Annotated in this window: 13 protein-coding genes; 5 read left to right on the forward strand and 8 right to left on the reverse strand. The window is 35.6% G+C overall.

All coding sequences use genetic code 11. From position 1 onward, the window contains the following. Positions 1–73 precede the first annotated feature (73 nt). The 4 genes from sov to Cop2CBH44_RS08210 form a co-directional block, all read right to left on the reverse strand. On the reverse strand, positions 74–7,564 hold the full coding sequence (sov, locus tag Cop2CBH44_RS08195; protein WP_200755879.1) for a T9SS outer membrane translocon Sov/SprA: 7,491 nt from the start codon (positions 7,562–7,564) through the stop codon (positions 74–76). A 39-nt stretch (positions 7,565–7,603) separates the two neighbouring features. Then, on the reverse strand, positions 7,604–8,185 hold the full coding sequence (gene ruvA / locus Cop2CBH44_RS08200) for a Holliday junction branch migration protein RuvA (protein ID WP_200755880.1): 582 nt from the start codon (positions 8,183–8,185) through the stop codon (positions 7,604–7,606). A gap of 65 nt (positions 8,186–8,250) precedes the next feature. After that, positions 8,251–9,723, reverse strand: coding sequence for a monomeric [FeFe] hydrogenase (locus tag Cop2CBH44_RS08205; RefSeq protein ID WP_021931972.1), 1,473 nt, complete (start codon positions 9,721–9,723; stop codon positions 8,251–8,253). Between the two features lie 112 nt (positions 9,724–9,835). Then, a complete protein-coding gene (locus Cop2CBH44_RS08210) occupies positions 9,836–10,192 on the reverse strand; it encodes a bactofilin family protein (protein WP_021931971.1) in 357 nt (118 codons plus the stop codon). Positions 10,193–10,332: 140 nt separating this feature from the next. On the opposite strand from Cop2CBH44_RS08210, the gene folB reads away from it, so the two are divergent. Further along, positions 10,333–10,686, forward strand: coding sequence for a dihydroneopterin aldolase (gene folB / locus Cop2CBH44_RS08215; protein WP_021931970.1), 354 nt, complete (start codon positions 10,333–10,335; stop codon positions 10,684–10,686). A gap of 14 nt (positions 10,687–10,700) precedes the next feature. Here folB and Cop2CBH44_RS08220 read toward each other — a convergent pair whose 3' ends face one another. After that, entirely contained in the window at positions 10,701–11,915 is a 1,215-nt protein-coding gene (locus Cop2CBH44_RS08220; protein WP_200755881.1) for a C1 family peptidase, read from the reverse strand. Positions 11,916–12,124: 209 nt separating this feature from the next. On the opposite strand from Cop2CBH44_RS08220, the gene Cop2CBH44_RS08225 reads away from it, so the two are divergent. Together Cop2CBH44_RS08225 and Cop2CBH44_RS08230 are read left to right on the forward strand one after the other, a co-directional pair. Further along, positions 12,125–13,396, forward strand: coding sequence for a type IX secretion system plug protein (locus Cop2CBH44_RS08225; protein WP_200755882.1), 1,272 nt, complete (start codon positions 12,125–12,127; stop codon positions 13,394–13,396). A 1,141-nt stretch (positions 13,397–14,537) separates the two neighbouring features. Next, complete coding sequence (locus Cop2CBH44_RS08230; protein WP_200755883.1) at positions 14,538–14,711, forward strand: hypothetical protein; 174 nt, start codon at positions 14,538–14,540, stop codon at positions 14,709–14,711. A 264-nt stretch (positions 14,712–14,975) separates the two neighbouring features. Here the strand turns inward: Cop2CBH44_RS08230 and Cop2CBH44_RS08235 are convergent, their stop codons facing one another. The 3 genes from Cop2CBH44_RS08235 to Cop2CBH44_RS08245 form a co-directional block, all read right to left on the reverse strand. Continuing rightward, positions 14,976–16,325 carry a 3-keto-disaccharide hydrolase gene (locus Cop2CBH44_RS08235; protein WP_021931966.1) on the reverse strand — a complete coding sequence of 450 codons (1,350 nt, stop codon included), beginning with the start codon at positions 16,323–16,325 and terminating at the stop codon, positions 14,976–14,978. Between the two features lie 9 nt (positions 16,326–16,334). After that, entirely contained in the window at positions 16,335–17,753 is a 1,419-nt protein-coding gene (locus Cop2CBH44_RS08240; protein WP_021931965.1) for a Gfo/Idh/MocA family oxidoreductase, read from the reverse strand. Positions 17,754–18,468: 715 nt separating this feature from the next. Beyond that, positions 18,469–18,927, reverse strand: a complete 459-nt coding sequence (locus Cop2CBH44_RS08245; protein WP_200754629.1) for a PepSY-like domain-containing protein — start codon at positions 18,925–18,927, stop codon at positions 18,469–18,471. 315 nt (positions 18,928–19,242) lie between these two features. On the opposite strand from Cop2CBH44_RS08245, the gene Cop2CBH44_RS08250 reads away from it, so the two are divergent. Together Cop2CBH44_RS08250 and tamL are read left to right on the forward strand one after the other, a co-directional pair. After that, the gene (locus Cop2CBH44_RS08250; RefSeq protein ID WP_200754630.1) at positions 19,243–23,805 is read left to right on the forward strand and encodes a translocation/assembly module TamB domain-containing protein; all 4,563 of its coding nucleotides are present in this window, start codon (positions 19,243–19,245) and stop codon (positions 23,803–23,805) included. Further along, positions 23,802–26,120, forward strand: coding sequence for a translocation and assembly module lipoprotein TamL (tamL, locus tag Cop2CBH44_RS08255; RefSeq protein WP_021931961.1), 2,319 nt, complete (start codon positions 23,802–23,804; stop codon positions 26,118–26,120). The genes Cop2CBH44_RS08250 and tamL overlap by 4 nt, the downstream gene beginning before the upstream one ends. Positions 26,121–26,129: the final 9 nt, after the last annotated feature.

Here is a 26,129-nt window from a genome sequence, read left to right on the forward strand (position 1 = left end):
AATTGCGAAGATAATTCAAAAAAAGAAAATCAAAACACAGAAAGTATCTTTTAATACCTATCACTTTTCTTTTTTATCGCATCAAGCTAAGTCGCACAGCAATGCCAAAGCTACTATCAGATATCGGATATGAGGTTGAAGAAACCAAAGGTGTATTTATTTGCCGGTCATAAAAAGCCCTTAACGTAATCAGTTTACTCAGAGCATAATCAGCAGAAAATGAAATGGTCAATGTTTTTGTCCCACTTGTTGCCTGAGTAAAGTTCTGCTCAATACGACGTATTAATGCCTGATTTTTCCGGAACGAAAAATCTGCCCGTAAAGTCAAGTCATTATTAAATGATTCCATTTTATCATTTTTCAACTTTAAGACAGCATTAAAATTAGCAATCTTATATCCAGCACCAACGGTAATATCTTGGGTAGAAGATTCTACTATTTGTCCGGCAGCAGAATTCAAACTCAAATTTCTTGTATCTTTATACTCCGCACGAAGTGTCACATTATTATTCATTGTCATATCTATACCCAACAAAGGAGCAAAACTCTCCGTTATACTTACTGACGATATATCGAAAGGGGATGAAGGTACAGGATTTCCTGATATCTCATCCTTCACAAATCCCCACCCATCACTATCTCCGCCAACAGCTTCTAACCAATTTAAGTAAGAAGAAAAAGAACCTACACTGTATGTACAACGGTATGCATGGCTCAAAACTATACTTTTAAAATATTTTTTCAATTTTTGTATTTTCCCCAAACCATCATAGGTTATACGCCAATTGGGTAATAAACTTTTTAATGACGGAAAAGCTGTCAATCCTACTTTGTTTGGATTCTTTCCTGAATACGCAGCTATAAATGCCGGAATCATTACATCCGACGAACTAAGACTCACTCCTCCATTTTGTGAGTTATAGGGACGTCCGGCCAATAACGGATTATTTTGAGCTATATATCCTGATTTTGGATAATGTAAATTCCTACCAGCGTATAAATTTTCAATACGATTGGCTATTATCTGACGATATGCTAAAAAGTTCTCAAAAGCTTTAGAACTATAACCATTACTTGCCTTTGAGCCTCTCAATGAAGTTTTTATGGCAATGTGGGTCATTGTAAAATTACCACCCTGTATCTGAGGCATACCATCATACATAAATTGTACTTGATTGTTGTGATTATGTGTGCGATTGGCATTCAAAGTAATTTTCAATCCTTTTATCGGCTCTAAGGATGCATCTATTTGTACTTCTTCTGTACGATTTATAACTACAGGGCTCACTAACGAATCACTGACAATCAACCAATCTTTATCCATTATTTTACGAATATAATCCTCGTCGGTAAATCCAAAGGCAAAATCCAATCCAGGAGCCAATACATCATAAGAATTGGACTGTCCAAAAATGTCTCCAACATTCGGTTTAAATGAAGGTACATACATCGTATTTGAGCGACGATAACGTACATTGACATTACGTACCATCATTGCAAAACGAGACGTATACTCAGCAGCTTTATACCAAAGCTGATCTTCTGGTCTCTTTCCCGGGGTAATCGTAAGTTTTATGTGTGCTGTATCACGAGTCAATATTCGTATATTGTTTTTATCTACAATTTTATATTTTACCGGATAGACTTTACCATCTGGTCCTTTTGCCGTTACTGACAGTTTTTTATTATCCAAATTATGTCGTACCGACACAGACGTATCGGATTTTAACGTTATCTGGCGTGTAAATGGCTTTCTTTTTTTCTGACTGGTGGTCGAACGTCGTGAAGAATTGCTAAACTTCCGATTTACATTTTTCAAAAACTTCGATTTATTATAAAGAGCTTCCAGATTGGCCCGGCCATCAAAATTCCACTGTCCTTGATTATTAATACTATTTCCTAAATTTGTCTCAGCATCAACGGCAACTCCCCTATCCCAAGCATAAGTAGAGTTATATTTTACAGAGAAGTTTGCCCAATCTAATGCAGGAATTTTATTCAACGGTGCATCAAATGATGCATTAAAAGTTTGATTATAATTCCACGGCCGACCAAGTTGAAGAATACTGTGCATTACCGTATCTTTCCAAGCTTTATATTCATCAGGATAAAGCTCCTTATTTACAATTCCAGCAGGTTCGTCAATACGGGCGTTCGTCATTGTAGCCAATGAGAAATTCAATGTTTTTGTTAAATTCCACTGTATTCCAAACTGACGATCCCAAAGGAAATTTTTATTTATGGATACAGGCAATTGCATATCAATCCCTTCGTCTAAATCACGTAATTGCTGCTCATAGTAATAACGTGACATATTTGTGTTAAACGTTATATTATTGGGCAAATAATTAAGTCCAAAATCCCTAAATAATCTTAAATGTTTAGACTTGCTTTTTATAAATTTAAATGGAGTCCATGGTTTTACATAAGGAGTATATGTATAACCAAAATTACCTCGGTGGTCATAGGTATTTTCAAATAACGTCGTAGGATTCTTTTTACTCTGCCGGTTGTACGAATAGCTAAAAGTGAAGTTAGCAGGATCATAAGGCATCGGATTTTTACTTTGAATATCAACTCTTAACCCTGAAAGGCTAAAACTCTCGATAGTAGAACGATCAATTGAATATTCTTTTATTGAATCTTTTTCTTCTTTAGTGACAGCTGCATCTAAAGCATCCTTCAATAAAACGTCCTGATCAAGAGGATTATATTTAGGAGTATTTATCTCTTCCGATAATGAATAAAACAATGGAATTTTTACCTTCGCTTTTTCAGGGAAGAATCGTCCTAAATCTACCATCGTTGCAACATTATACTGATAATAATTTTCCATTCTTCGCTCAGTCAGACTTTGGTCTAAGCCACCAAAACCAATTGTTTCAATATGCCCACCAACGTTTACAGTTGCAATATCAGATACACTCAGATTTACATTAGCCCGAGCAGCCCAACCACCATCTTCATCAAAACCAGTAAGTCTCAATTCATTCACCCAAACAACAGCATCTTTCTCTGTTGCCGAATTATTCCTAACACCAATAAAAATAGAAGCAATATCGGACAAGCTGGGATTACCTATCACAGAAACTTTATTTTTTGGATGGTCAGGATCGTACATCGTATATAAAGTCGTATAATTTACCGATGCATCACCTCTTCTTTTCGCAGCATTACGTTTCAACTTCAAATCGGTAAGCAGTGATAACGGAAAATCAAACATATTTTGCGAAGGCCAAACGGCATTCTGATCCTCTGCATTATATGTATTATAAGTTCCAGGAGCTGTAAGGTCTAATGGTATTTCATATTCATAATAATTACTTTTATAATCAGAGCCTAATCGAATAAATACAGCCAATTCACCATTTGTCAGACTTGATTTATCGTCAATCAACTTTTCTGCATGAGTAAACATTTGTAAACGCTTGTATGTGCGCATATCCAAGTTTGTATTTTTATATACACCTCTTGCTGCTTTAGATGGCAAATTTTGTACCTTCAATGACAACGCTTGCTCATTTAATTGAGTAATCTGAGACTGGCTCGGATCAACAATACGAGTAACACCTGGAGGCAAGACGTAATTTACAGGAACCTGACCTGCATTTTCCTCAATATTTACCGTAGATACATCCAAGTCTCCTTCTGCCGGTAGATTTGTACCTCCAGTATTATTTGACAAACTATAGCTATATGTCCTCCAGTCTCCTCTAACTAGTTCCATTGTAGCAAATCTCAGATGAGTCTCTTCTTCAAAACCAGTCAAAAATATACGAGCAAAACGAATAGTTCGAAAGTCTTGAATACTTCCAACTTTTTCCCGAGGAGCGTGTGTCCCATCACTGGTGTCATCCTTCAACGGTATTTTAAACTGATACCAGGTTACCTCTTCCTGCTTCCCATTTCTTAACTTTACTGTCGTTGTTCGCTTATCGGTAATATAGTTACGCCCAACTTGTAAATCTTCTTTTCTAATGGAAACTTTATATTGATAATAACGTTCATATTCATTCAGAGTATTGTCTTGATTGATATCTTCCACATCAGGAACACTTTTAGACGATTGGTAATATTTATCAGAAGCATCATCAGGAGAAGATGAATTTCCCTCAACACCGTTATAATGCTTATAACGGCTCAAAATATTCATTTCTGCATTATCGTAATCAACACCTCGATAAAAATGATAATTATCACCCGCCGGGTCATTCAACGGTGAGAATTGGTCTTGGCTCATCCTTTCTTGAGCTTCCACAGACAATTTCGTTCTCAGTTCCTGCAAAAAATTTGCATATGTTGGATAAGTAAACTCTTCATCATTTGATAATCCGTCCAACCCGACATCCTGTTTCTCTCTAGCACCTTCAGAGTTATCAAAAGCATATACCATAGATTGCCGTTTTGAAACTTTACCCCATACGGTCTTAGCCAAATGAGTCGTATCTCCGTCAATAGGTAAACCATTCTCAAAAGACTTCATTCCATCTTTCAATATGTCTTCTGAAATCTCTCCAAAATTAAAATATAAATCCCCTCCATCGTAAGTTCCATTTTCGTCTTCCAAAAATGGATCGAGCATCCAGAATTGAACATATTCGATATTTGCCGCCTCAAAATCCGGAGTATCCATTTTTCTCATAATTCCCCCCCAACGCTTCTGAGGATTGGTAAAATAGCCATTGGCATCCATATTGTCCACATCCATATTATAGGGTCCACGTTCCTGAGGATAATAAGAAAGATTCAATACTTGTAATGTGGATGACTCTCCATAGCCCAGCTCTTTATTCGGAAAAATCTCACTAATGTCTATTTCTCTCACATAATGACTCGATAGCTGATCTAAATCATTCTTAATATGAGATGGTACTAAAGATGAATTTCTTTGGGTAAACATCCGATCAATGTAATACCAAGACAACAAGGACCTATTTTTTCCATACTTAATATCGTTCGATAACTTCGATTCCTCAAACATAGACGGTGTGGAAGCAATCACCCAAGAATATGGTGTACGGATATCTAATCCTGTCTGAGAAGATTCAAAATCATCAATATATGAAGTAGAATTATTTTTAGCTTTGCCCGGTATAAGCTGAGCAAACTCTGCATTTAATGCTAATCTCGAAGGTGCTGTCGCATTTACCGTCGGTATTTTATTTACCAAAGAGGTCAACCATTGGAACTCGGTATTATAAGAGGTATTTAATCCCCATAATGTATTATTTAATACTTCATCTCCGATATTTACTTTTTCTGTCAATGATTTTTCTCCTAAGTGCATAATAGTAGCACCAATATTAAAATTTTTAGAAAAAGCATAATTCAAATCAAGCCCCACCATCGTTTTTCGCTGCATATTGAAAAACGACTGATTTTCAAGAGAGACGCTAATCGGTGTGCCTGAATCAATATAGCTTTGGTTAAGTATCGTAACAATCCCAGACGAATAATCTACTGAATAATCAACATTCTCTGTCAGTGTCATTCCTCCGGCTGTCACCCGAACTGACCCTCTTGGCACATTCATGGCGTTTAACCGAATTTCTGCACCAGACGATGCTTGATATTCTCCCTTAATGACAAACTTATTCTTTTCCGCAAATTGTCTCGCAACCGTCAAAGTGGAATCATATAATTCTTGATAGACATACTTGTCTACATCAGGAATATTCCCAATTTTAGCTTTCAAATGTGAACCAAACGGTTCAACCACGGGGAAAATAACTCGACCAGTCGATGCCAAAACTGTATATCCTTCTATAAAGTCAAAGAATCCATTCGGATTAGCCTCATTATTGTTATCCAGTCTATCAAGATTCATCACTTTCAGCAAAGTCTGGTCTTTAATATTACCGACAGGCATATATGCTAAAGTTGTACCAGCCGTATCGCTCTTATAATATATATCCAACCGAAACTTATCTTTCTGGACTTGCATTGCATTCAAAGAATAAACATTCTTCATCATCAGTTTCCATATAGGTAACTGTGTTGTTACTGTTGTCCCTTTCAACAATTTCAAAAACAAACAATTATCTGTATCCGTTATATCCCCTGAAAACTCTCCGACCTGATAGACCTGGCCATTTTTTGTATATTCAAATGCTACAGCCAATACTTCATCTGAATTGAGAGTACTCTTCAACGAAATATAGCCCAACTGTGTGTTCAATGTATATTCAGAACTTTCAAGCTTTCGCGCACTCTCTATCTTTACATAGTCTCGCCCACCTACAACTTCTACAGGGAGAGATGCTTCGAGCACTTGTGTTACTTGATTGATATTTCGTGCACCATCTATAGCCTTAAGCCGAGCATACAAGTCATTCGAATTATTCGAAGGGAACTGATATTGTGCATTTGACGTCCAACCGTTGTAGGCCTTCTTACTATACTCAGCAAGGTCCATAAAGCCCACTATATTTCTTGACTGATCGTAATTTCCTCTTTTATTGGTTACCCAAACCTCTATACGATTAATTGTTACACCCGATGATACGTACGGTAATTTAGAAACAAATTGATCGTAATTGTCCCTAAAATAATGAGCTAAGAAAAAATGTCTATTTTCGTCATAGCTATCGGCACTAAATTCAAATTCAGTAGTCTGCGCTCCACCTTTTGAGTTTACGGTCTTTGACTCTGATTCTTGTTGCGATACCAAGGCCGTTGCCGTAAGCTTGCCAAACTGCATAGTCGTCTTTATACCAAATAAAGCAGAACTACCTCGTATAAGCGATGATCCTGTAGTCATGCTGACATTACCGGCCTCTATATTTTTTATAATTTCATCTTCTTTCCCTTCATATTGCAATTTCAATTTCTGAGCATCAAAGTCAAACGTAGCATCAGTATTATAATTCATATTGAAATTGAGCTTATCTCCAACTTTTGCAGTTATATTTGCTTGAATTTTCTCATCAAAATCAAAATATGTCTTTTTCCGGGCAGAAACGGACAAGGCCGGATTGTCTATTTTATTCGTTTTTATAGCCATCGTAAGTTCAGCCGATCCTTGAGTTTTTATCTGTACACCACCCGGGCCAAATACCTTATCCAGAGGTCCGATATTAAACTTCATATCCAAGAAGTCAAATTCCTTTTTTCCTTTGGCAAAAGTTTCTGCATTTTTCTGTCGATAATACGCCTGCATAGATTTTTTCAACGAATAATCTTGATATTCATCAGCAGTCATCATAATAGGGGTCACGATTTCTTTATCCCCTACCTTCGTTCGAATAACATAGCAATTAGTTTCAGGATCATAATCGACTACAGTTCTCACGTTTTCAGGAGTTTTCAAATCAGCCGGATGATTTTTTATCAAATCTTCATAAGTTTCAGAAGATGTCTTAGCCACCGGATAACGAGGTTTTGCTTTGGGTGTTGTAACAGAATCCTGTGAAACGGAGTTCTCGGCTTTAGCTCTCAATTCCGAGGAAATATCAAGAAATTCTGGATAACTGAAATGATTATATGCAGCAAAGGCGGAGTAAATACACACCCCGCTTATGAAAAGAAGAATATAAAAAATATAATTTATCCTCTTGTTGTTCATTACTCTGCAAACCTTTTTTCCTGCTGACAGGAGCAAAGGTTACATCATTTTTAATGCAGCCTTTATTACCTCTTCGACCGTCATTAGAGGAGACTCTTTCAGCAATTTCTGTATTGCCTTCTGAGACTGAATTTGAGAAAAGCCGAGCATTACCAACGCTGCTAAAGCTTCTTCTTGCACTTCGGAATTAGAAGGCGTACTTATATTTAACGTATCCCCCCCCCGTTTTATTTTATCTTTAAGATCAACAATTATTCTCTGAGCCGTTTTTGCTCCAATGCCTTTTACTCCCTTCAACATATTTACATTGCCAGAAGCAATAACCTGTTCTAATTCCGGAGGTGTCAATGATGACAAAATCATGCGTGCAGTATTAGGCCCTACACCAGAAACTGATATGAGCAAAAGAAATAATTCTCTTTCTCTTCTATCGAGAAAACCATACAAAATGTATGCATCTTCTCGAATAGCTTCATACACATATAATTTACTTGAATTTTTCGAAGACAAAGCGCTGTACGTCGTTAGTGATATATTTAAGAAATATCCTATGCCATTACATTCTAATATAACTGATGTAGGCATAAGGTCTACTATTTGTCCGCTTATATATTCTATCATAAGTAAATATGTTTTTGAGATATACTAACTGTCACAACCATTGTCTGCCAACAGAATGACAATAATCACTCCTTTCCAGACTCACTGATTGGTTCCTGAGATGTTGCAAACTTATCCAACGCCAATTTGAAAAGTCTTGTCCCTGTAGAAGAATCTACATTTGCTGACGGTCCCGTAATACAACCTCCTTCACAAGCCATAACTTCTACAAATTTTGCCGGAGATTTTCCTTTTGCAAAAGCTCTTAATAGTGCAATATTCTTCTTATTCAAATTTGCTACCTGAATAGCTTTCAAATCCGGTATCAACCCCTGAGCCTTGACAGCACCCAAAACACCACCTGTCATACCAAAACCTTTTCCATCTCTATGAGCATCACAAACAAAATCTCCTTTTCCAACTTGAGAAACGTCAATTCCCAAACCGTCAAAAACGGACTGTACTTCTTCAAATGTCATAACAAAATCCACAGCTTCATCTTTCCTCGCTTCGGCCCGTTTTGCGACACACGGACCTATAAAAACGACCTGGGCATCGGGATATTTTTCTTTTGCAATCCGAGCAGAAAAATACATAGGAGAACCTGTATGTGAGACATAAGGTTGCATATCTTTTACATGTTTTTCTACTAATGCTATATATGAAGGGCAACAAGAAGTTGTCATAAAAGCTTGACCTTCTTCAAGCTTTTCTTTCAATTCTTTGGCCTCATTATAAGTAGTCTCCATAGCCCCCTGAGCAACTTCAAGTACATCATGGAAACCAATTTTCTTTATTGCATTAAATATTTCCTCAAGACTTTCCGAATACTGTCCCATTATAGACGGAGCCACAATTGCCACAACTCTTTTCCCAGACCGAATCTGAGATAATATATCAAAAACTTGGGATATTTCAAAAATAGAGCCAAAAGGACAAGCATTTATACACTTACCACAATAAATACACTTTGACTCATCTATATGTTCTATTCCATTCTCATCTTTAGAAATTGCTTTTACCGGACATGCTTCTTCACAAGGAATAGGGATATATACGATAGCATGATAAGGGCACGCTTCTTTACAAATACCACAACTGATACATTTATCATGATCTATCTTAGCCTGTCCATTACGGTCAAATGTAATCGCATGTTTGCTACAATTCATATAACAAGCTCTGGCTACACACCCCCGACATAAGTTTGTTACTTCATAATTTACTTGCACACATGCCGAACAAGCCTCATCAATAACACATAAAATATTTTCTTTAGTATTCTTTCCTCTTTTTAACGCTTCCGATGCATAATAAGAAAGAGGTACAAGCTCGTCCGTCTCATCTTGCATGTCAAAACCTAATAAAGGAAATGATTTATATTTCCATACAGCACGCTCCTTATGCACACAACAGCGACCTCTAACTTTTGCATTACGGGGAGTCAATTCGATGGGCAAACGGTCAATTTTCTCCACTAATTGGTCTTGATTCCATAAATTTACCAATCGGGCCATCAATACTCGACGAACAATCAATACGTTATTTGCAAATGCCATAGAATGTTATTAAATGTTTATGTACGCCTCTATTATTAAAAAAAGCTAATTTTTGAAATGAGGCACAAAGGTACACCTATTTTCTTAAACAACAAATCACTCTGTACCTTTATTACATTTCAGAAGAAAATTGGAGCATTGTGCATTTGCCGTTGATTTGAGCTTTCGGTTCTATAGCTAAAGTTGAGACCTCAATATCACCCTCCAATAACGAAGTCGATTTCAATACTAATTTTTCTTCAACCTTTATATTTCCCTTAACTGCTCCCATTATTTCTGCATTAACAGCGTTTATATTCCCTGTAACCTTCCCCTTCTCTCCAATAATTACTTTCCCTCTACAATCCAAATTTCCTTCCAATATACCATCGATACGAATATCAGAGGATGCTGATATATTACCTATTACCGTAGTATCTACAGTCAACGAGTTGTGTGTAAGTCCTGGGGAAAGAATATCTCTTGCCATATTAAGTAGATTAATAAGTAATTCGCATTATTTGCAAAAATAATATTTATCCCCATAAAAATACGACTTTATGATTACAAAACTTTTTTAATCATCAGTTTTTTACGTAATTTGTATCGTTACTTTGAATACCCATAAATATGAAAAGTTATATTGAACTTGAAAAAATACACTTTTATGCCTATCATGGTGTTTCTGAAGAAGAACGAAAAGTTGGTAACAATTATGAAGTATATATAAAAGTATATACAGATATAACTCAAGCAATAGCAACCGATAATCTTCTTACAACTATCGATTACGGACAATTATATGAATGGATTAAAGAAGAAATGATGCAACCGTCAAAGCTCTTGGAACATGTAGTAGGTCGTATAAAAAAAAATATACTAAAAAACTGTCCGAACATCACAGGAGGAACAATAAAAATATCAAAAATAAAGCCCCCTATACCAGGAGATATAGAAAGGGCTTCGGTCACCATTAGTTGGTAATATAAGAACTTTTATTACTTAAGATTCAATCTTTTTTGAATATCCTTAGGTATCGCATTTTTATTAACAACATAACTGATCGTTTTATAAAGGACAAAAGGTTCTGATGCATAAAAATAACCATCATACTCATTATCTGTCCCCCATGAGTTTTTAACTTTATAATATTTATTTCCATTTTGATCTACAGCCGTACCTACAATTTGCATACCGTGATCATCTGTCGTTTCATAATTATCAAAAGCTTCCTGACGTACTTCTTGAGTTATTAATTTTTCTTTCTTAGATTTTTCCTTGCTTTCTTTTTGCTTTTCCTCTTCGGACAATTTTGTCCATCTAGCTTTTTCCGAATCACTCATATCCTTGACTTTGTCATCTGGGACAATAGCATAACCTTTATTATATAAAAAACCTCGTTCACTAACATCTGATGCCCAAAAAATTGTATAGCCTTTATCTATCGAGTTTTTCATTATACGAGAAAAATCCTCTAAAGGCACATTATAAGAAAGGCCCCATGCCCAATTATCCGGCACCTCTACAGCAAAAGGCTGATCAAATGGATGATGAGTAAAAGAAGTAATGGAAACATAATCGTCCAAATTCAACCCCAAAGAATCAAAAAATGTTTTAGGTGTATACTCTTTTCCCTGATAAGTAAAAGTCTCTGGTTCTTTACCCAGATAAGCATCTAATATAGCAATATATCCTTCTTTCCACGAAGGTGTTAACTTGCGGTTTTTATTTGTTATTACAGCTTTAACATATGCTTCAAGCACAGCATCCAATTCTCCATGACGGTGAATATCAAGACCATAATTAAGACCTTTATAAGCTTCTTCAGGAACGATTCCATATTTTTTTATTATATCCAATACATCTAAAGTAGAACCTCCGCCACCGAAATTGATGGTGCCATGCATACGAACATACTTTTCAGCCTTTTCAATATACGCATGACGGACAATAAACATTTCAGACAAATCAACTTCTGGCTTACCTTGTCTCAATAATTCACTTTCAAGAAAAGCAGTCCCTGCAAAACTCCAACATGTACCTGAACTACTTTGATTTTTTACTGGTGTAGTCTTCAATAACTTCACATCTGTAAACTGATACTCTTTCGTTTTTTTTGCATTCTTGACACTATCATTTTTTTCTACGGTTTGAGCCATAGTTCCAACTGCAATAAACATCATCATTCCGATGGTAAGAACATTTTTCAGCATAATATCTCTTCCTTGTTAAATTTTCAAGCCGTAAAGATAGTAATATCATTTATAAAAAAAATCGAAAGATTTATTGCTTTTTCAGAATTTACATTAATGTGTTACTATGATACACTGAAAAATTTGAAAATTCAAATAGGATTATTCAACCTCTACAAATATTTTATTATGTTTGTATTCAGAAACATACAAAATATAAAACCACATAAATGAGTACCCTAATTAAAATAATAACCACCTTCATAATCTCTTTTTCCGTTTTCTTTCCTGCAAAGGGAGCTATCGTTTATCAGACTAAAGCATTACATCCTTCTATACAGACAATACGTACGCGAGTTTTTGATAAAGCATATTTCCCCCCAGTTATACGTCTCGACAATGACGACCAACTTATCGTATCTTTTGATAAATTTGCTGAAGAAAGTGAATATCTGGAATACAAAATCGTTCATTGTAACGCAAACTGGACACCTTCAGATCTATCTGTCATGGAATATCTTGATGGTTTTAATCAAAACAGAGTAGAAGAAGGTGAACTTTCGTTCAACACATTCCGACATTACGTACATTACACAATTACATTACCTAATGAGTCTGTACGATTTAAAGTATCAGGGAATTATGTACTGATCGTTTTTCCAGAAAATCAACCAGAAAAACCTCTTTTACAAGTCTGCTTCTCCGTATTCGAAAACCGCGTAACAGTACCCATATCCATAACTTCTCGTACAGACATCGATTATAATAAATCTCATCAACAACTCGAATTTTCAATTTTACATCCTAATTATAATATAAGAAACCCCCAAATTGATTTAAAAATATATATATCACAAAACAATCGTCTCGACAATCAAACTCAAATAAACCACCCTTTATATGTAAAATCAAACGAATTAGTATACGCCCATAATCCCAACCTCATTTTCGAAGCAGGAAATGAGTACCGTAGATTCGAAATGGTAAGCACCCGCTATGCCGGAATAAATGTGGAAAGTATCCAATACTTCGATCCATATTACCATGTTGATTTATTCCCTGACCGTCTTCGCAATCAAGGGAATTATGTATTTGACCAAACCCAATACGGACATTTCACCATACGACAAAGTGATGCCGATAATAGTGATGTAGAAGCCGATTATTTCATCGTACATTTTACACTCGATTATGATAATGCTTTAATACCCGGAACCATATATATAGATGGAGAATTTACCAACGGACAATTTAACGACCAAAACAAAATGGTTTATAATTTTGAGACCAAACAATACGAAAAAGCATTATATCTAAAACAGGGTTCCTACAATTATCAATATCTTTTCATCCCACATGGGACAACTAAGGGAACTCCTGCAAATATAGAAGGGAATTTTTATGAAACCAAAAATGAATATTTGGTCAAAGTATATCATCGTGTCCCAGGAGAACGGTATGATCGCTTAATTGGTATTGGCAGAGCGTTTTCCGGTGAATAAATAAGTCTATCTACACTTATATATTCCAGACCAGAAAGTAACAATTAAATTAAAGATTATAATAATTTCTTTTCCACTTTTCACCAACCCTTAAATAGATACTCTTATTTAACTAACAAAAAGAGAAAGATTTTATGTTTTTTTACATGCACTTCTGCATAATTAATTCTCTTTACAAATAAAAATACATTATCCACCACAATACTTAAGAGCCTATAAATTTTTAAATCATAAAAGTTTGCTATCTTTTGCAATCAATATGCATCATAAATACGGCTAATCATAAACAGCAATTCTCTCCCCAACTTTCAGCCACATAAGATAACATCCATCGGCATATGTATAGAAAGAAGTCAGATATAAAGTGTTCCTGCACCATCATAGAACGCTTTATATAAGTGGCGTAAGCAATCCGCAGCGTATAACAATGAATATGGCTTATTTGATAATAATAACATATCCTCCAAAAGTTGGACAAAAAACTTTTAAGGTCTTATTACGTTTAAAAAGCACAGTTATCTAGATCGCCTTAAATATATGGCATTATTAGAAGAAAGGTATAGTTATACATATATCCACACTCAGTATGGTATTAACAAGGAATTATTAATGAACCTTCATGAGCTATATCGCCACGATGCTCCTGTAACATTAAAAAAAAAGTAAAATATCAGGACAGATGCTGATACCAAACTTCAAGCAGTTATGGGCATTGAAGAAAAACATCTATCTTTGATAGATGTAATATTAAAATACTGTATTGATTTATCAGCATTAAATACCTAGCACAAGTAATACCGCTATGTTGGTATAAAGCACTTAAGCTCGATAATCGAGGTCATCTAAGTAAAACTATATGGGAAGACTAAAGAAGAAATCTTCAAAAAAATGACCGAATTATAGCATCTGCAATATCGTGTCAAAGAGTTGGAGGCAAAGAATGCTTTACTAAAAAAATAAAAGCCTTAGTGGAAAAAATAGAAGTCCGTCTCAAAGAGGAGATTGGGCGGAAACCATTTAAATATTAAAGCAAGGACATGATAGCTATGATGATGCCAAAATCGGCAACCAACAAAATATATACCCAGCATAAAGAACACTATAGTTATCGTCGAAAATCTCACAACTACGTAATGATAGAATGATCCTTAATCATATGACTGTGCGGAAACTTATGGCAGAGATGGAATTGTATGGCAAACGTAAGAAAGCAAAGTACAAGCCATATAAGGGAGAAATAGAAAAAGCCTCCCTAATATCACAAACAGGGACTTTGTCGCAACTGTACCAAACCAGAAATGGAAGACTGACGTAACTGAAGTCAAGATAAAGGAAAAGAAAATATATTTTTCTCCCATATCGGATATGTTCAACGAAGAGATAATTTCCTATATCATATCGCATAGCCTAATATGCACATGGTAATGATATTGTTTGATAAATAATAGGACCAAATGAAAAAAAGCTCGGTATTGTACCGGGCTTTTTTCCCAATCTAATAGAGACTCTTAATAATGTTAAACCGTCTAACTTTTGGAAGGTACATCAAAAATTTCGCCCTCACAATGACAACATCTATTCATTTCAATTCTTTAATTTTTACATTCTTGAACCACACCTCATCCCCATGATCTTGGAGAAGTATATTTCCTTCCTCCAAATTTCCAAAATTAGGCCAATCTTTATATTTACTATATGCTACCAATGCATCCCACATATCATTGTTACGCTCATATTCGATTAGTTTAATACCGTTTAACCAATGTTCCACGTGGTCACCTTTCACGATAATGATGGCTGTATTAAATTTGTTCTTGTTAAAAGGTTTATTTTCAGGAGCTGGAATCAGGTCATACAACGAACCTAATTTTCTGTTCCCTTTCACACCCAATTTTGCATCAGGATGCTTGTCATCATCAAGAATCTGGAATTCACAACCGATAGCAGAACCCTTCCCTTTATTCATATCGGGGTTTACAAAATATTTAATTCCGCTATTGGCACCTTCTGTAATCTTGAAATCCACTTTCAAAACAAAGTTTTTATACTTACGAGCAGTCACAATATCACCGCCATTAGCAGATTCTGCACCACCACTCTTCATCACTTTTAGAATACCATTTTCTATTTCCCAGCCTTTTGTGGGGAAAGTAGAAAGTTTAGCTCCTCTCCAGCCGTCAGTAGTCTTGCCATCCCATAACAATGTCCAGCCATCTTTAGCTTCGTACGGAGAAATCGTATTATCAATTATATTCATCTCCGGTGCAACGTGTTCTTGCGGTGTCTGATAGCGCTTTACATCCGTCGTACAAATACGAATATCCTTCCAGCAAACAGTTTTTCCTTCATCTTTATCATTTTCAATAGCGTGTACTTGCAAAGCAATAAAACCCTCAGGAGTCCTATCATCCCAGATATTAGCACAAGGAATACCGTTTATCCACGTGCGGATCGAGTTACCAACAGCTTCAATTCGGGCACTATTCCACGCGTTATTTCTAAAAGCACTTTTTGCTGATGGATTCAGTGTCAAAGGGTAAAGCCAACCTCTGCGTGCCTCATCATAAATTCCTCCCGACCAAGCGCGCGTAGAAGGATCGATCTCAAACTGATAACCATGTACACGACCATTGTTATAATCTTTCCTACTCTCACTGCGAAGCTGTACTCCAGAATTTAAATCATCGTCCACCTTGAAACTAAATTCAAGGATAAAGTCACCATAATTCTTTGTCGTTGCCAAAAAGGTATTGGGCGTTCCTTTCTTGGATACACCGACGATAGCGCCATCAACAATTTTATACTCAGCTTTACCATTCAATCTCTTCCATCCTTTCAGGTTTTTTCCATTAAAAAGAGGCTCCCAGTCTTGTGCACCCAAAGATGCGACACAAAAGAAAAGTAATGTTAATATAATATTCTTCTTCATATCTTCTATTTATAATTTGTAAAATTCATCCCAACCTTTACGGGGCGGAAGCCCTACCAACATTGCATTGGCAAACTCATTATTCGTAATCTGTTTCGTACGACTGTCAAAGAATAGTTGTGTATTGAGTCGTTGAGCCACCACCCCCAATGAAAATACCTGACTTAAAACTCCATTGATTTCAAAAGGCGAGCGTGCCTTTTCAATACCGTTACATGCCAGCAAGAAATTCTCGAAGTGATTGGAAGGACTTTTAGGAACCTCTGGCAACTTGTCTGCCATCTCTTTAGCCTTCTCCTCCGGAATGATAGACAAAGTACTTCCATGACTGGCACCCTTAAAAATCAAATCCTTAGTATAAATAATTTTTCCAGGATTTAATTTAGTTTCCGAAACATCTCCCTGACTGCTTGCCGGAATATTCGGATCTAATCCCGAAACACCATAACCAGCAGGAAGCGGAGGAAGATTATCCAAACCGTCATACCAAGTAACATCTACCGGAGGCATCCCTTTACGTTGCGGGAAACGGAAGAGAATCGTAGAAGAATAGGGGAAAAAATAGTCATTATGTCCATTTGCATATTGCATGGTAATTTCATAAGGCAATCCCAGTTCCAAGAACTCGTGAGCTGTATCGAGGATGTGCGCTCCCCAGTCGCCCAATGCACCCATACCAAAATCATACCAACAGCGCCATTGCCCTAAATGATAATCTTCATTATATTCATGATAAGGTGTCACTCCGAGCCAAGTATCCCAATCCAAATCTTTCGGAAGTTGCTGTCCTGAAGGAAGCTTATGGATATTAGCATCCCATTCATGCCAACGGCGCGAACTATTCATGTGGGCAGTGATAGCAATAACGTCCTTAATAATTCCCGCATCCATCCAAGCCTTGAACTGGAAATAATTTGCTTCAGAATGTCCCTGATTTCCTACTTGAGTAACTAAGTTCGGACGTTTAAGAGCAGCCTGCATCAATAATTCTGCTTCATAAAAAGTACGTGCCAGAGGTTTCTCCACATATACGTGCTTCCCAGATGCCAAAGCCAACATTGTGATCGGAAAATGTGAATGATCGGGAGTGGCAATCGCTACGGCATCAAATTCGTTACTGGCTTTATCAAACATTTGGCGAAAGTCCCTGAACCGTTTGGCTTTCGGATATTTAGCCATTATTTTTTGCGTATGCTTGGCTCCCATATCTACATCACATAAAACCGTTACCGCAACCATCCCTGTACGCGCAAACTCTTCTATAATCTGCTCCCCACGGTTGCCAATACCGACATAAGCAATCTTCACCTTGTCTCCTCTTCCTTTTTTAGGTGGAACTGTTTGTGCATGTAATAAATCATTGGTTCCTAACGCCAATCCTGCAGACGCCATCGACACTGTTTTCAAAAAGCCTCTTCGTGTTACCATAAATCATTTATTTTTCATTGATATTGTTTAAGTTTTTCCTTTTTATATTGTACAAAATAATTATCATCTCCTGCGCCTCTTCTCTGTCTCCACACCACACAATAATAGTTTTCTTTAAAATAACTAAACTAAAAAATGGAACAAACTAATTTAACAGAAATGGGAAATAAATATATAACAAAAATATTGACCTTGCAAGTCAAAAAGTATAAATATAATTTACAATACTATTTCTCATTTAGCCAAAGATTAGTTATCAATAGTGTACACACATGCACAAAGAATTTCCAAAAAGGAAATTCCCTAATTTCTATTATTATAAAGAGCTTTCCTTGAAAACGTTTGAATATAATTAGTTCTATACAAATTAAACATAATCAGAACCATAGAACTAAAGGTTGAAACTATCGATAACCAAAGTGTCAAAAAGAAAAATAATCGCTACCTGACTCAGTGGACATCATGAATCAACATTTGATCCAACAAAGGATATGGCCAAACTTGCAGCCATAAAATTATTATTGAAGAAAATTTAAACAAGCCTTTAATTCCTTCTAAAAATCAACTACTATATGATAAAACATATTAAAACCTTAAATGAATAATTCAAGATAACCTTGGTCTAATATGACTAGTCCTAAAGAACTCTAACGGTTACTTAGGACTAGTCATTCTCTCAATGAAGAAATAATGTTTTTTCAAACACACAATTCAGTTAATCATCATGTTCGGTTTTCTTCCATTTTCCACTTTTATCAAAATGAATATTTGAAGATACATGCTTGTTATCTACTTTTACTTTATAACCATTTTTCTTACGTTCTATTTTTTTTATATCACTTCCCTGATGTTGCGTATTGACATAACTGACAGCCTCTGTAGGAATTAACTTTAACAAAACGGGAGAAAATGGAGTTGTTTCCGCTTCAATCTCTAGCCATTGTCCTACCCTATCAAATTCGAGTTCATACCCATTTGCCAATTTTACATCATACCGGGTCCAGGGCATTTCCCGTTCACATTTTACAACCTTTATTCCTGGGAACATTTTTTCGATAAAATTACGAGCACCCGATGGTAACTGGCCGTACGAAATACTATTATTATCTCCTGCCATCACTAGAGGTACAGCAATTCCTAATACAAGAACCAACGTAAATATCAATTTTTTCATAAATCTATATTTTAAATTCATCTTATTTTATTAAACAAAACTATAGACAAGATGTTTATTAAAATATATAAACAGATGTTGCATAACAAATAGAAAATTGTTTTTTCCATTTCAGTAAGTTTGTGTATATTTAGCACTAAATATGCAATACTCGGAGAGTTTCAAATTTTTATGAAAAGAATATTTAAATATATTATTGTTTTTCTTATTTGCATACTGGCAATTCTTATCTCATTACCGGTCTTATTATATATCCCCACAATACAAAATTGGGTAAAAAATATCGCAACGGAATATATTTCAACAAATATGGGTATGCAAATTTCAATCGAAAAGATTAGGCTTTCTTTTCCTTTAGACCTTGTCATAGAACATAGCCAGGTAATTACAGAACAAGGAGATACACTTCTTCACTCAGAAGAGTTACATCTGGATATTGCATTGAAACCGTTATTAAAGAAACAAGTAAAAGTCAATCAATTTTCATTTAAAAATACTCAATTCTTTTATTCAGACAGTACTTCCCAATTCAATATTTCAGGTGATATCCAACATTTTATATTATCTGTAAACTCAGCAAACTTAATTACAGAAGAGGTAAAAATTCCAAGAATAATATTAAAGGGAGGACAGGTTAATCTCTCTTTAGGAGAAAGCGAACCTGACACACTAAAATCAGAAAGTACTCCGATAAAATGGATTTTTGATGTACAAAAACTTGCACTTTCAGACATAATTTTTACAATGCAAATGTCTGAGCCTCAAACAGACTTACGTGTAAAAATCAAAAATGCCTTGCTTAAACAAGGACTTATTGATTTAGGAAAACAAACAATTGACGTAAACTCGCTACTGATAGAGCAAGGCCAATATTCATATTTGGCCGATACAACCCGATATGATAAAACACAGTCCGATATACCCGATAAACCATCTCTCCCGTGGACTGTACAGGCTAATCACATAAAATTAACTAACAATCAGGCTATATACGGACTTCCTAATCATATACCGAAACCAGGATTAGACCTAAACTACATCTCTGCCAACAATATTGATATACTAATCGATTCTTTATATAATCGGGGTAGTAAAATAGAAGCAAATCTCAAACATTTGTCTCTAAATGAACGGTCCGGCATTTCTATCATTCAGAGTAACGGTATATTCTTTATGGATTCTGTACAACTGTCTTTACAAAAATTTGCACTGAAAACATATACTTCTGATATACGAGTTGAAGCTAATATGGGGATGTCTATATCAGAAATGGCCCCCTCAACACCTTTATCTCTCCTATTAGATGCACAAATAGGTATTGCCGATATTTATGCTCTATATCCTTCTATAAAAAAGGAACTAAAACTACTTCCTGTGGAAAAACTTATTGCAAACGCTGACATTATAGGAACTTTAGGAAAAGTAAAGATAAAAAAGATAAACATAAACTTTCCAGGACATGCAGTATTAACCAGCAACGGAAATCTAAACTCTATCACTCAACCTGAAAAAATGAGCGGTGATTTTAAATGGCAGGGAAATTTCAATCATTTAGATTTTGTAAAAACTCTTTTGCCTGATACAGCTTTACGAAACCGTATTAAAATTCCCAACAACATAAAGCTTAACGGCCAAATATCCATCGCAGGACAAAACTATCGACCAGATATGTACCTTATCACAGATAATGGAAAAATTTCGGTCTCTGGACTTATAAATCCAGAACGAGAAATCTATGATATGGCTTTACTTATTGATTCTTTTTCTGTAAAAAGTTTTTTGCCTAAAGACTCTCTCGGTCTATTCTCCATCAAAGCTAAGGCTAAAGGAAAAGGCTTTGATTTTTTTTCAGAAAAAACATTTACCAATACTTTAATAAACATAAATCAAGCAGAATATAATGGGTATAATTATGAGAATATAGAACTGAAAGCCACATTAAACAAACAAATACTAAATGGGGCATTATCTTGTAGTACTGAAGCTCTAGATATAGACTTAAAAATAAATGGAGTATTGAGTCCTGACCTCATTCAAGCCCATATTTCTGGTCCTGTCAACCAATTAAACTTAGAAAAAATGCATTTTTCTTCTTCACCTCTTTCGATAGGTATGCATCTTGATATTGAAGGATCAACTGATCAAAAAGATAAGTATTCAGCAAATGCCAACATCAAGGACTTTATATTAAGAATGAATTCCAAAGAAAATAAACTAAAACAAATAACCCTCAACGCTAATATTGACAAAAATTTCATTCACGGTAAATTTGCAGCCGATAATATATCTGTTCGTTTTGACTCTCCGGTAGGAATAGATACACTAACAAAGGGAATTGAAAATACCCAACAATTATTGGAAAAACAACTGCAAGAATGGCAATTTAATCTTGCATCTCTAGAACAGCAACTTCCACCATTCTCTTTTTCAGCTCAAGCATCCAAAAATAATTTTTTAAAATCTATTTTAGAACCTGCAGGAATAGATTTTAAACAGGCTGGAGTTGAAGTAGAATCTTCAGAAAAACGTCCATTTCATATAAGAGCCGATATCGACCAACTTGTCAAAAGCGGAATACAAATTGATACGATACGCATGTATGCACGTCAAGGACGTGACAGTTCTAAAATTGTATACCATTTACATATCGGAAATGTTCCAGGAAATTTAGACCAAGCTGCACAAGTAGGAATGTCTGGATACATAGAGAGCAATCATATGTTGATGAGATGTAAACAAAAGAATCGCTCAGGAGAACAAGGATTCAACTTTGGTTATGAAGCATGGCTACAAGATAGCTTAGTACGAATTTCTTTTTTACCCGACCCAATACTCGGATTTGAACCATGGACCGTCAATAAAAATAACTTTATTGAATATTTTTTTGACAATAGCTTGAATGCAGACCTGACAATGGAAGCAACTGGCAAAAATATAATTCTTCGACCCGCCGATAAAAACATATATAAAAAAGGAGCACTAAATATAAAAATAGACGGATTAGACATTGCATCTCTATTAAGTGTTTCTCCTTTTGCTCCACCATTAGGAGGCATCTTCTCTACAAATATGAACTTATATCTCCCTCAACAACAAATAGATGTACAAGGTTCTATCGGAATTTCCGACATGAATTATAATAAACAAAGAATCGGGGACATCAATTTAGGTGTATATTATAAACTCGATTCCATCAATAGTCAACAAGTCAATGCAGATTTAATAATAAACGAAACCAAAGCTTTAACCATTTCAGGTAATTACGACACAAACAACAAAAATTCTATTGGGGTAACTGTCGATATACCATCACTTCCACTTGAGGCCGTAAATCCATTTCTCTCTGGAATGGCAGGATTACAAGGGAGCCTAAAAGGAAATATGAAAATAACAGGAAATACAGACTCACCCCTCATCAACGGATATTTGCAATTAATGTCGACATCTGTAAATGTCCCCATGATAGGTACATCCTTTGGCTTTTCATCAGATCAACTTAAAATAGTCGACAACCAAATATTATTCCAAAAGTATTCTATAAACGGTCCTAACAAACAACCTTTAGTTATCAATGGAAATGTCGACTTTCAAGAATTTTCTCACATTCTGACCAATTTATCAATAACTGCGACAGAATTCCAATTAGTTAACGTATCCAAGAATAATAAATCAATGGTCTATGGAAAAGCTTTTTCTGACCTTGACTTAACCGTTAATGGAGCTGTAGACGAATTAAAATTGCGAGGCAATATCGGATTATTAAACGGAACAGATGTAACTTATGTAATGCAAGATTCACCTCTGGATATAAAACAAGAAACCCAAAATATGGTTACATTCGTCTCTTTCAATGATACTACAGTTGTAGAAGAAGACTCCATACCTGTATCCCGTATCGGAGGGATGGATATACTTGTAAATGTAAATATCGCCAGTGCTGTAAAACTAGCTGTTAATCTATCGGCCGACGGTAAAAATCGAATTAACCTGCAAGGCGGAGGCAATCTGTCCTATTCCATGAATTCACTCGGTGATAGCCGATTTACCGGACGATATGAGCTGACAGGAGGGACTGTGCGTTATTCCCCTCCTATCATTGCAGAGAAAAGTTTTAATATCCAACAAGGCAGTTATGTTTCCTGGAGTGGAAATATAGCAGACCCCAATATGAATATTACAGCTATAGACCCTCTCCGTATCAATGTTACCGAAGATGATAAAACAAGTCGTCCGGTCACATTCGATGTCAGTATTAATATAAAAAATTCGCTCGAAAACTTAGCTATAACATTTGACGTATCAGCACCACAAGACCTGACAATTCAAAATGAGCTTATGGCTCTAACTGCAGAACAAAGGGCTACACAAGCAATGAACCTGCTTATATATAATACATATTCGGGACCAGGGTCTTCATCTTCCAAAATTGCAACGGGTAATCCACTAAACTCCTTTATAACAAAAGAGCTAAATCAATGGGCACAAAACAACCTTAAAAACATCGATGTCAGTTTTGGAATCGATAGTTATGACGATGGAACTCCCGGAGGCACAGGAACTCATACCGACTACTCCTACCAAGTATCAAAAACTCTTTTTAATGACAGATTTAAAGTTGTTATCGGCGGCAGTTTCAGCCCTGATGATAATACCAATCAGAATTTAAAAGAAAACCTCATTGATGATGTTTCCTTGGAATATATGCTCGATAAAAGAGAAAACATGTTAATTAAACTCTTCCACCATACAGGTTACGAAAGTATTCTTGAAGGAGAAATAACACAAACTGGAGTTGGATTTGTTGTCCGTAAAAAATTATTCAAATTAAGTGAGCTATTCCGCATCAGTTCAAGAAAATCTAAAAATACTGAAAAATGAAACAGCTCTTTTACAACATATATATAGTTTTACTATCACTATTTTTCATACTTACCAGCTGTTCTACAACTAAACGTTTGGCAGAAGGAGATGTTTTATATACTGGAGTAAAAAAGATGGAAATAGAAGGGGTTAATGGAATGAAAGTTCCCGGAGAAGTTAAATCGGCCATCAAGTCTCCCCTTTCAGTAAAACCTAATAATCCTCTCTTCAGTCCATATATTCGTTCTCCGTTTCCTTTTGGTCTGTGGGTTTATAATCATATGAATCCTCCTAAAAAAGAAAAAGGTTTTAAACATTGGTTTTATAACAAATTTGCCAAAGAACCTGTGTTAATATCCAATGTAAATCCAGAATTGCGAGTAAAAGTAGTTGACGATATATTGAGCAATTTCGGTTATTTCGGTGCTCATACTCAATATGAATTGATATATAATAAAAAGAACAAAAAAAAGGCAAGAATCAGTTATAAAGTCATAGTTCCTCCTCCATCTTTCTATGACAGTATTTCATTTCCAGAACCGACAACCCCGCTTACTCAACTAATCGACAGTAGCCGAGTAAATACTCTTCTTCATGTCGGTTCACAATATAACATTGACACCTTATCTGCCGAAAGAAGTCGCATCGCAACTTTGGCAAGGAACAATGGTTATTTTTACTTCCGTCCTGAATATATTGAATATCTGGCTGATACAACGCAAAAAGCTTTTGGCATAAATTTAAAAATGATTATTGGAAAAGGAGTTCCTGCAGAAGCTTTAAAAGCTTATAAAGTAGGAGACATTAATGTATTTTTGGCAAGTGCAAACGGAAAAGGGAATCTAGACAGCTTGCATTATAAGAATATGAAAGTTACCTTTCAAAAACCAATGCATCTACGAAAGTTTGTATTGCCCAGTAATATAACATTACAACCAGGAGAAATATATTCAGTAGAAAAACAAGACCAAAGTCAAACAAATTTGAGCAAACTAAATATATTTCGCTTTGTAAATTTGAATGTAACCCCCATAGATTCATTAAAAGGATCTGATTCATTAAATGTTGCCATTGACGCTGCATTCGACATCCCACTCGAATCAGAATTTGAAGTTGATGTATCTTCTAAGTCTAATAGCTTTATCGGACCCGGCATGACTTTTGGCGTCAGCAAAAAAAATTTATTCGGGGCAGGAGAAATTCTGTCCGTAAAACTTAACGGTTCATATGAATGGCAAACCGGCAAAAAAGTAAAAGGAGCTAAATCGTCGTTATTGAACTCATACGAATTAGGCATCAACGGTACATTAACTTTTCCACGCTTATTAGTACCCCGTTTTATCAAACACAACAGGAAATATGGCGCAAAAACTTATTTTCAATTGGGAGCTGACTTAATGAATCGTCCGCATTATTTCCGTATGTTATCATTCAATGCTTCTGCCAATTATGATTTTCAAACTTCTTCATCCAGTTATCATACTTTGACTCCAATAAAATTGGTATATAACAAACTTTTAAATACGACCAGTTCATTCGATAAAACTTTGGAAGAAAACCAAGCTATCGCTCTGAGTTTCAAAAACCAATTTATTCCCACAACCGGATACACTTACACATTTGATCGAAGTTTTGGAAAAAATCAAAATAATCGAATATTTTGGCAAACATCCGCTACTTCTGCAGGAAATATTTTAGCCGGAATCATGGATTTAGCAGGGAAAAAAGGCCAGAAAGAACTTTTTGGAAATCAATTTTCCCAATTTGTAAAGGGGACGACTGAACTGAAATATTATCGCAGGTTGTGGGGAGACAACTGGTTAGCATCCAGATTTATGGTAGGAGCTGGACATGCATATGGCAATTCTAAAGTAATGCCATATAGTGAACAATTCTATATAGGAGGAGCAAATAGCATACGAGCATTTACAATCCGCTCTCTCGGTCCTGGAAGCTATAGGCCTGATGCCAATAAAGCCAATGGATATTTTGACCAGACCGGAGACTTCAAACTCGAAGCCAATGTCGAGTTCCGCTTCAAAATTATGGGTAGCCTTCATGGTGCAATTTTCATGGATGCCGGAAACATCTGGTTACTGAAAAATGACCCGCAAAGACCTGGTGGAAAGCTGGAATTAAAAACTTTCGGAAAAGATATCGCCTTAGGTACAGGTTTCGGATTACGTTATGATATAAGTTATATTGTACTCCGAGCTGATTTAGGAATCGGGCTACATGCTCCATATGAAAATCCCGATAAACCACACTATTATAATATGTCAAGTTTCAAGAACAGTTTAGGATTTCACTTAGCAATCGGTTATCCATTCTAAAAAAAACAG

It is taken from the genome of Coprobacter secundus subsp. similis (assembly GCF_015097275.1).
Lineage (GTDB): Bacteria > Bacteroidota > Bacteroidia > Bacteroidales > Coprobacteraceae > Coprobacter > Coprobacter secundus.

What these genes read in the sequence shown, in the direction of transcription:
- sov (WP_200755879.1), bottom strand. Translation starts at nt 7,564, where the DNA reads ATGAACAACAAGAGGATAAATTATATTTTTTATATTCTTCTTTTCATA.
- ruvA (WP_200755880.1), bottom strand. Translation starts at nt 8,185, where the DNA reads ATGATAGAATATATAAGCGGACAAATAGTAGACCTTATGCCTACATCA.
- Cop2CBH44_RS08205 (WP_021931972.1), bottom strand. Translation starts at nt 9,723, where the DNA reads ATGGCATTTGCAAATAACGTATTGATTGTTCGTCGAGTATTGATGGCC.
- Cop2CBH44_RS08210 (WP_021931971.1), bottom strand. Translation starts at nt 10,192, where the DNA reads ATGGCAAGAGATATTCTTTCCCCAGGACTTACACACAACTCGTTGACT.
- folB (WP_021931970.1), top strand. Translation starts at nt 10,333, where the DNA reads ATGAAAAGTTATATTGAACTTGAAAAAATACACTTTTATGCCTATCAT.
- Cop2CBH44_RS08220 (WP_200755881.1), bottom strand. Translation starts at nt 11,915, where the DNA reads ATGCTGAAAAATGTTCTTACCATCGGAATGATGATGTTTATTGCAGTT.
- Cop2CBH44_RS08225 (WP_200755882.1), top strand. Translation starts at nt 12,125, where the DNA reads ATGAGTACCCTAATTAAAATAATAACCACCTTCATAATCTCTTTTTCC.
- Cop2CBH44_RS08230 (WP_200755883.1), top strand. Translation starts at nt 14,538, where the DNA reads ATGATCCTTAATCATATGACTGTGCGGAAACTTATGGCAGAGATGGAA.
- Cop2CBH44_RS08235 (WP_021931966.1), bottom strand. Translation starts at nt 16,325, where the DNA reads ATGAAGAAGAATATTATATTAACATTACTTTTCTTTTGTGTCGCATCT.
- Cop2CBH44_RS08240 (WP_021931965.1), bottom strand. Translation starts at nt 17,753, where the DNA reads ATGGTAACACGAAGAGGCTTTTTGAAAACAGTGTCGATGGCGTCTGCA.
- Cop2CBH44_RS08245 (WP_200754629.1), bottom strand. Translation starts at nt 18,927, where the DNA reads ATGAAAAAATTGATATTTACGTTGGTTCTTGTATTAGGAATTGCTGTA.
- Cop2CBH44_RS08250 (WP_200754630.1), top strand. Translation starts at nt 19,243, where the DNA reads ATGCAAATTTCAATCGAAAAGATTAGGCTTTCTTTTCCTTTAGACCTT.
- tamL (WP_021931961.1), top strand. Translation starts at nt 23,802, where the DNA reads ATGAAACAGCTCTTTTACAACATATATATAGTTTTACTATCACTATTT.